This is a genomic window from Nonomuraea sp. NPDC005983, assembly GCF_040614375.1.
In the GTDB taxonomy this organism is placed as follows: Bacteria; Actinomycetota; Actinomycetes; order Streptosporangiales; family Streptosporangiaceae; genus Nonomuraea.
This window is the reverse complement of record NZ_JBEXUP010000242.1, coordinates 1-7,378: the sequence shown is the minus strand read 5'-3', so window position 1 is coordinate 7,378 and position 7,378 is coordinate 1. Positions and strand designations below refer to the sequence as shown.

Below are 7,378 nucleotides of genomic sequence, written 5' to 3'. Positions count from 1 at the left end.
CTCGGCGCGGTCGCCGGGCCCGACCTGCTGCCCGCGCTGGGGTCCCTGATGGCCGCGCCACCGCTGCTGCCCGCGCACGGAGACAGCTGGTACGGCAGGCCCGGCCTGTCAGGTGGCAGGACGTCCGAGAACTGGCCGGTCAGGTGGGCCCTCGACGGCCTGGAGACGGACGCCGCGCCAGGTTCGGGCGGCAGGGTGACGGTCACCGCGTCCGACGCCAGGGCGGGGCTCGGGCTGGTGAGCGAGCTGGTCATGGACGCCAACGGCGTGGTCATGCTGCGCCACACGCTGACCAACGCCGCCGCGGCCCCGTACAGCGTGGCCGGGCTGACCTGCGCGCTGCCGCTGCCCGCGCGGGCGGGAGAGCTCCTCGACTTCACCGGCCGCTGGGCGCTGGAGAAGGTGCCGCAGCGCAGGTCGTTCGCCCACGGCGTCTGGTCGAGGGAGAACAGGCGCGGACGCACCGGGCACGACGGCACCGGCCTGCTGGTGGCCGGCACCGAGGGGTTCGGCTTCCGCCGCGGCGAGGTGTGGGCGGTGCACGCCGGGTGGAGCGGCGACCACATCCACTACGCCGAGCGCCTGCAGGAGGGCGCGGCGCTGCTGGCCGCGGGCGAACTGCTCGCGCCCGGGGAGATCACGCTGGGCGAGGGGGAGAGCTACCGGACCCCGTGGGTCTACTTCACCTGGTCGGACAGCGGTCTGGACGAGGCGAGCGGCCGCTTGCACGACCACCTGCGCGCCGGCAGGACGCTGCCCGTCCGGCCGGTGACCCTGAACAACTGGGAGGCCACCTACTTCGACCACGGCCTCGACCGGCTGCTGGAGCTGGCCGGCAGGGCCGCGGAGGCGGGGATCGAGCGGTTCGTCCTCGACGACGGGTGGTTCAGGGGCCGCCGCCACGACCGGGCCGGCCTCGGCGACTGGTACGTGGACGAGCAGGTGTGGCCGGACGGGCTGCACCCACTGGCCGAGCACGTGCGCAAGCTCGGCATGCAGTTCGGGCTCTGGTTCGAGCCCGAGATGGTCAACCCCGACTCCGACCTGGCCCGCGAGCACCCCGACTGGATCCTCGGGTGCGCCGACCGGCTGCCCCCGCCGCAGCGCAACCAGCAGGTGCTCGACCTGGCCAGGCCCGAGGCCTTCGACTACCTGCTCGAACGGCTCGACACGCTGGTGCGCGAGTACGACCTCGACTACATCAAGTGGGACCACAACCGCGACATCGCCGAGCCCGTCCACGACGGCGTGCCGGGGGTGCACGCGCAGACCCTCGCCGTCTACCGGCTGATCGACGAACTCCGCCGCCGCCATCCCGCGCTGGAGATCGAGTCGTGCTCGTCGGGCGGCGCGCGGATCGACTACGGCATCCTGGCCCGCACCGACCGGGTCTGGACGTCCGACAGCAACGACGCGCTCGACCGGCAGGCGATCCAGCGCTGGACCGGGCTGCTCGTCCCGCCGGAGCTGATGGGCTCCCACGTCGGCGCGCCGCGCGACCACATCACCGGACGGTCGCTGCCGCTCTCCTTCCGCGCCGCCACCGCGCTGTTCGGCCACATGGGCGTGGAATGGGACCTGACCTCGGCCGGCGAGGCCGAGCGGGAGGAGCTGGCGGTCTGGATCGCGCTGCACAAGCGGCTGCGTCCGCTGCTGCACGCCGGGCGGGTGGTCCGCGCCGACCATCCCGATCCGTCCACGCTGGTTCACGGTGTGGTCCTGCCCCAGGGCGGGGTGTTCGCCTGCGTCCAGCTCGCCTCCAGGGTCACCACCGCGCCAGACCCGCTGCGCCTGCCGGGCCTCGACCCCGGGGCCCGCTACGAGGTGCGCGTGGCTGGTCCCGTCCCCACGGGGGTGGCGCTGCCCGAGTGGGTCGGCGCCGCCCCGGTGCGGCTGCCCGGCTCGGTCCTGAGCGAGCTGGGGCTTCCGGCCCCCGCGCTGAAGCCGGCCTCCGCCCTGCTCATCGAGGTCGAGAACCTCTCCCTGTAGGCGGCCGACACCCGGCGGGCGGGTGGAGCGGCGGTGCGCCCTGCCGGCCGCCGGACGCCGCGTTGGCGTGGGTGCCGCGTCACCTCCGCGCGGTGCGGATGGTCAGGCGGCCGTAAGGGAGCTCACCTGTGATCTGGACGTGCAGCCTGCCCGGGCTCTGGCGGCCCGGTGCCTTGCAGGTCACGCTGCCCCATTCGGTGCGCACCCCATCGACGTTCGCGCTCGCGCCAGCAGGCAGAATGATCGCGGCGCCGCCGTACGCGAGCCAGAGCTCGATGTCGATCCGCGTATACGGGACGTGGGCCCGGGACAGGTCGAGCCGTACTTTGCCGTACTCGGAGTCGATGCGTAGCCGGCGCGGGACGTGCCAGTCGCCCGTCCGCGTGACGCGCCCGCCGGTGGCGGCGAGGTGGACCACTTCGTCCGGCAGGTCGGCGACGACCGGCTCCAGCTCGTGGGAGGAGGTGGCGGTGAGCGCCAGTTCGAGCCGCTGCTCCAGCTCGGCGGGGCCGAGCCGGCCGTCCGCGTACGCCTGCTGGACCAGCTCCACCGCCCGCTCACGGTCGAAGCCGGAGACGGTGCTCATTTACTGACGGCTCTCTTGTACAGCCGCGTCGCCAGCGGCACGAACACGGCCAGGAGCACGACCGACCACAGCAGCGAGATCGGCACCGCGTGCCGCAGCGGCCAGGCGTCGGGCACGGGGAGGGCCTGGCTGGTGTTGCCGAACAGCTCGCGTGCGGCCTGGACCAGCGTGGACACCGGGTTCCACTCGGCCATCGGCTTGAGCGGCCCGGGCAGGCGCGTGCTGTCGACGAAGGCGTTGGACAGGAAGACCAGCGGGAACGACATGATGGTGGCGATGTTGTTGAAGACCTCGGGCGTGCGCAGGGCCAGCGCGACCGTGGCCGTCACCCAGGAGAAGGCGTACGCGAACAGCAGCAGCATCAGGAACCCGAGCGCGGCCTCGAACGGCGAGCTGTGGATGCGCCACCCGACGAGCAGCCCGACGAGCGCCATGGTGACGATGCTGGTCAGGTTCATGATGACGTCGCTGACGGTCTGGCCGGTCAGCACCGCCGAGGGCGACATCGGCAGGGTGCGGAACCGGTCGAAGATGCCCTTCTGCAGGTCCTGCGTCAGGGTGTAGCCGGTGATCTGCCCGCTGGAGACGATCGTCATGACGAAGATCCCGGGCAGCAGGTATTCGCCGTACGACAGGCCGGGCAGGCTGATCATGCTGCCGAAGACGTAGGTGAAGAGCAGCACGAACACGATCGGCAGCATGACCACGCCGCCCAGCAGGTCGGGGGCTCGGCGGATCTTCAGGGCGTTGCGCTTGGCGATCGTCATGCCGTCGGCGACGGCCAGGTGCAGGGTGCTCATCGGATGGTCTCCTTGATCTTCTCGTCGGCCTCGCGTCCGGTGAGGCTCAGGAACACGTCGTCCAGGGTCGGCCGGCGCAGACCGGCGTCGCGTACGGTGATGCGTTGGGCGGCCAGGTGGCCCAGCGCCTGGGTCAGCGCGGCCGCGCCGCCGGAGACCGGAATCGTCATCTGCAGGGCGGCGGCGTCGATCTGCACGTTCCCGACGGCCAGCGGCGCCAGCATCCTGGCGGCGGCCTGCAGGTTCGCCGCGTCCGTCACCGAGAGCTGGATCCGGTCGCCGCCGACCTGGTCCTTGAGCTCGTCGGCGGTGCCGAGCGCGATCACGTGCCCGTGGTCGACCACCGCGATGCGGTCGGCGAGCCGGTCGGCCTCCTCCAGGTACTGGGTGGTGAGCAGCACGGTGGTGCCCTCCGCGACGAGCTCGGAGATGACCTCCCACAGCCCGATCCTGGCCCGGGGGTCCAGGCCGGTGGTGGGCTCGTCGAGGAACAGCACGGGCGGGTGGGCGACCAGCGCGCCGGCCAGGTCGAGCCGGCGCCGCATGCCGCCGGAGTAGCCCTGCACCGGGCGGTCGGCCGCCTCGGTCAGGTCGAAGCGCTCCAGCAACTCGCGGGCGCGCTGCCGGCTGCGCTTGACGCCCAGGTGGTAGAGGCGGCCGACCATCTCCAGGTTCTCGGCGCCGGTGAGGTGGTCGTCGACGGCGGCGTACTGGCCGGAGGCGCCGATGTGCGCACGCAGCCGGTGGGCGTCACGGACGACGTCGAACCCGGCGACCGTGGCGTGGCCGGCGTCCGGTTTGAGCAGCGTGGTGAGGATTCGCACCGTGGTGGTCTTGCCGGCGCCGTTCGGGCCGAGCAGCCCGAGCACCGTCCCCTCGGGGACGGTCAGCGCCATCCCGTCGAGGGCGGCCACGTCGCCGTACTTCTTGACCAGACCTTCGGCCACGATCGCGTCAGGCATGAGGGATCTCCTTGCTTGTCGGGGAACGTTCGTCAGGAGCGGTGGATGGCGATGTCGCCGTAGGTGGTGTGGGCACGCACCTCCACGACCTGGTCGGCCTGGCCGGGGCCGTCGCCGGGGTCGAGGGCGACGGTCACGGTGCCGTACTGGGAGCTCACGTCCAGCCAGGCGGCGGTGCCCTCCCGGATCTCGAGATCCAGCCCGCCGCCGGTGGTCTCCATGACGACCGAACCGGACACCACCTCGCGGATCTCCACGCTGCCGTACGCGGTCTTGGCGACGACGCCCGCGAGGGCGCGGTTCACGGTGATGTCGCCGTGGGCGCTGTTCAGCCGCAGGTCGCCGGTCACCTCGCCGAGGCGGACCTCCCCTTCGGAGGTCTTGACCGCGGCAGTGCCGTTGATCTCGCCGATGTGGATGCCGCCGTGGGTCGTGGTGACCTCGGCGTGCCCGGACGCGCGGGTCACCGAGATGTCGCCGTAGGTGCTCTTCAGCCGTAGCCGGTCGGCCTGCTCGACCCGGATGTCGCCGTAGGAGGTGGTGAGCGTCACCTCACCGAGCGGGCCGTGGCAGCGCAGGCTCCCCGTCGTCCTGGCGTCGAGGCGGGAGCCGGCCGGCAGTTCGATCGTCACGTCGAGCGAGCCCGGGCCGAGCACCAGCGAACGCGCCCAGCTCATGGGCGACTCGACGAGTCTGTCGAACGAGAGGCCCCAGCCGGAGGCCGGGCCCGAGTGCTCCTTGTCGGTCCGCACCAGGAGCCTGCCGTCGGCGTAGTCGACCCGGGTATGCCGGGCGGCCTGCACGTCCGCGTCGTTGAGTTCGTCGCTCGGGCGGACCTCGACGACGGTGTCGGTGCGGTCGCTCGCGTTGATCCGGACGGTGGCGGTCGCCAGGTCGAGGATGGCAAGGATGGGTTGTGGGGTGTCGAAGGTCGGCATTCCGGTTCCCCTGTCGTGGGTTGGCGTGGTCATCAGCGCACCCAGCCGCTGTAGCGGTTGCCGGTCTGCTGCGCCGGGCGCCGGCCGGAGCGCCGGTCGGCGCTGCCAGGGTCGAGCGCGGCGGCGACGGCGCGGACCAGCCAGGCGTTGACCGACAGCCCCTCACGGGTGGCCGCCTCCTCGATGCGCGGCTTGAGGTGCTCGGGGACCCGGAGCGAGATCCGGGACGTCCCGCCCTCGTCGGCGTCGGGGGGTGGTGGCGGGGAGGGCGGTCTCTCGACCTGCCTGATCTCGCCCTCCTCGAACGCGCGGGCGCTCGGTGGTGGCGTCACGACGAAACCGAGGTCGCGCCCGCGCAGTCGCACCTCGACCGAGCCCGGTGCGAGGTCCTGGGTGATCTCGTCCGCGGCGGCTGACAGAGCCTCCAACAGCGCGAGCCGGGTGGCTGACTCGAGCGTCGCGGCGAGGCGCTCGGCCAGCGCACGGGCGTCCTCGCCGCCCGCCCCGGCGGCCATCGCGAGTTCGCGCCGGAGGTGATCGACGTAAGGCGTAAGGTCCATGACGCCATGATGGCATCATAGTGGCGTCACATCAAGACCGATACAACGTCATTGAGACGCCACGAGCTTCGCTGTGTCGGTGGGGCGATGTCGCCTGGGATGGTGTGCATGGACTGGGCGCCTTGAGAGCCTGGTTGCGGCGCGTCGGGATCTCATCGCGCCCCCGGCGAGGCCGGCGCAGATCGTCGGGCCTGGCTCTCCAGGGGGCGGCGCCGCGTCAGGGCGTTTTGAGGGTGAGGGTGAGCTCGAAGCCGAGGAGGTCGGCGAGCTCGGTGAACTTGGCGAGGTTGGGCGTGCGCTGCCCGGTCTCCCAGAAGGAGACCGCGCCCTGCGAGACGCCGATTCGCGATGCGACCTCCAGCTGTGTCAGGCCGAGGTTCATGCGCCGCTCACCGAGCTTGACCATGAGCGCGTGCGCGTCAGGCATCTCCGCCTCCTCCAGCACATGCGGCGTGTACGGGATCGCTCCGCCGCCGGCCCCGTCCGGATGGCCGGCGGAGATCTGAGTGGAGCCCGACGGCGACCAGGGCGACAGGCTGCTCTCTTACCAGGAAAGCAGTCGCAAACCGGATATTCCATGCTATATAGGCATCATCTGGACATGAAATGTGCTCATAGGGGAAGGGGCGGCGAGCTCCCGTGAGCTACGACCCCGCCTTCGCCCGGAAGTCGTTCAGCCAGAGCAACGGCTGCACCTTCACCGTCATGCGGGTCGGATCCTCGAACGTGATGTGCGGCGGTCTCGGCTACCTGATCGACGGCGGAGAGTCCTGACGGGCGCTCGCTTCGAGCAGGGTGGCGATGCCGTCGAGCATGCGGTGGAGGCCGAACTCGAAGATGTTCTCCGGCTCGGACGCCTGGAACGCCTCGGTGCCGAACTCCGACACCATGGGCAGCCGGGCGGCGTGCATGGTGCGGCTGAACGCGTCCTGCCGGGCGTCGGCCCACTGCTGCCGGGTGTGGCGGGTCGTCCTGGCCGCCTGCGCCTCGTGGGCGAGCGGGATGGCCGCGCTCTGCAGGTACGTGCCGATCATGATGGCGACCTGGGCCAGGGTGGTGAAGTCCAGGCTGTGGCCGTCGAGGGCGCGCATGCGCCAGTCGGTGTACGCCATGAGGCTCGGGGCGACCGGCGGCCGGGTGGTGACCGCGACGAGGTGCGACACCCAGGGGTGATCCCGGTAGAGCGCCCACTCCTCGCGCGCGGACAGCTCCAGCTTGGCCCGCCAGCCGTCGGGGCCGGGTTCCGGCAGGGGCCGCTCGCCGAAGACGGTGTCGACCATCAGGTCGTTGAGCTCCTCGCGGCTCGCGACGTACCGGTACAGCGACATCACGCCGACCCCGAGCTCCGCCGCGACGCGCCGCATGGAGACGGCGGCGACGCCCTCCCGGTCGGCGACCTCGATGGCGGCGCGCACGATGAGCGCCTGGTCCAGGGCCCCTTCCGCGGAGCCGCCGACGGCGTGGGGCTCGTGCGAAGGGGCGCCGATCTCGGCGCTGCTCTGGGGCTCGTGAGGCGGGGCGCCGCCGATCTCGGCGCCCCGCC

At 71.9% G+C, this 7,378-nt stretch carries 9 protein-coding genes; 2 read left to right on the top strand and 7 right to left on the bottom strand.

What is annotated here, in order from left to right:
* The coding region (locus ABZ297_RS45655; RefSeq protein WP_355360492.1) for an alpha-galactosidase at positions 1-1,989 on the top strand (1,989 nt) is incomplete at its 5' end.
* Between the two features lie 79 nt (positions 1,990-2,068).
* On the opposite strand, the gene ABZ297_RS45650 is transcribed toward ABZ297_RS45655, so the two are convergent.
* The 6 genes from ABZ297_RS45650 to ABZ297_RS45625 form a co-directional block, all read right to left on the bottom strand.
* Positions 2,069-2,575: a DUF1707 domain-containing protein gene (locus ABZ297_RS45650; RefSeq protein ID WP_355360489.1), complete on the bottom strand. Its 507-nt coding sequence runs from the start codon at positions 2,573-2,575 to the stop codon at positions 2,069-2,071.
* Positions 2,572-3,375, bottom strand: coding sequence for an ABC transporter permease (locus tag ABZ297_RS45645; RefSeq protein WP_355360486.1), 804 nt, complete (start codon positions 3,373-3,375; stop codon positions 2,572-2,574). Before ABZ297_RS45645 ends, ABZ297_RS45650 begins: the two co-directional genes overlap by 4 nt.
* A complete protein-coding gene (locus ABZ297_RS45640; protein ID WP_355360483.1) occupies positions 3,372-4,337 on the bottom strand; it encodes an ATP-binding cassette domain-containing protein in 966 nt (321 codons plus the stop codon). The genes ABZ297_RS45645 and ABZ297_RS45640 overlap by 4 nt, the downstream gene beginning before the upstream one ends.
* Before the next feature lie 32 nt (positions 4,338-4,369).
* Complete coding sequence (locus ABZ297_RS45635) at positions 4,370-5,308, bottom strand: DUF4097 family beta strand repeat-containing protein (protein ID WP_355360480.1); 939 nt, start codon at positions 5,306-5,308, stop codon at positions 4,370-4,372.
* Positions 5,308-5,835: a toxin-antitoxin system HicB family antitoxin gene (locus ABZ297_RS45630; RefSeq protein WP_355360478.1), complete on the bottom strand. Its 528-nt coding sequence runs from the start codon at positions 5,833-5,835 to the stop codon at positions 5,308-5,310. Before ABZ297_RS45630 ends, ABZ297_RS45635 begins: the two co-directional genes overlap by 1 nt.
* Before the next feature lie 217 nt (positions 5,836-6,052).
* The gene (locus ABZ297_RS45625) at positions 6,053-6,262 is read right to left on the bottom strand and encodes a helix-turn-helix transcriptional regulator (RefSeq protein ID WP_355360475.1); all 210 of its coding nucleotides are present in this window, start codon (positions 6,260-6,262) and stop codon (positions 6,053-6,055) included.
* A 212-nt stretch (positions 6,263-6,474) separates the two neighbouring features.
* Between ABZ297_RS45625 and ABZ297_RS45620 the strand changes: the two genes are divergently transcribed.
* Positions 6,475-6,609 (top strand): hypothetical protein, encoded by a 135-nt coding sequence (locus tag ABZ297_RS45620; RefSeq protein ID WP_355360472.1) that lies wholly within the window; start codon positions 6,475-6,477, stop codon positions 6,607-6,609.
* On the opposite strand, the gene ABZ297_RS45615 is transcribed toward ABZ297_RS45620, so the two are convergent.
* The coding region (locus ABZ297_RS45615; RefSeq protein WP_355360469.1) for a TetR/AcrR family transcriptional regulator at positions 6,582-7,378 on the bottom strand (797 nt) is incomplete at its 5' end. The two genes, ABZ297_RS45620 and ABZ297_RS45615, sit on opposite strands and share 28 nt — an antisense overlap.

Coding starts and splice junctions, on each gene's coding strand:
- ABZ297_RS45625 (WP_355360475.1), bottom strand. CDS start 6,262: ATGCCTGACGCGCACGCGCTCATGGTCAAGCTCGGTGAGCGGCGCATG.
- ABZ297_RS45640 (WP_355360483.1), bottom strand. CDS start 4,337: ATGCCTGACGCGATCGTGGCCGAAGGTCTGGTCAAGAAGTACGGCGAC.
- ABZ297_RS45645 (WP_355360486.1), bottom strand. CDS start 3,375: ATGAGCACCCTGCACCTGGCCGTCGCCGACGGCATGACGATCGCCAAG.
- ABZ297_RS45650 (WP_355360489.1), bottom strand. CDS start 2,575: ATGAGCACCGTCTCCGGCTTCGACCGTGAGCGGGCGGTGGAGCTGGTC.
- ABZ297_RS45630 (WP_355360478.1), bottom strand. CDS start 5,835: ATGGACCTTACGCCTTACGTCGATCACCTCCGGCGCGAACTCGCGATG.
- ABZ297_RS45635 (WP_355360480.1), bottom strand. CDS start 5,308: ATGACCACGCCAACCCACGACAGGGGAACCGGAATGCCGACCTTCGAC.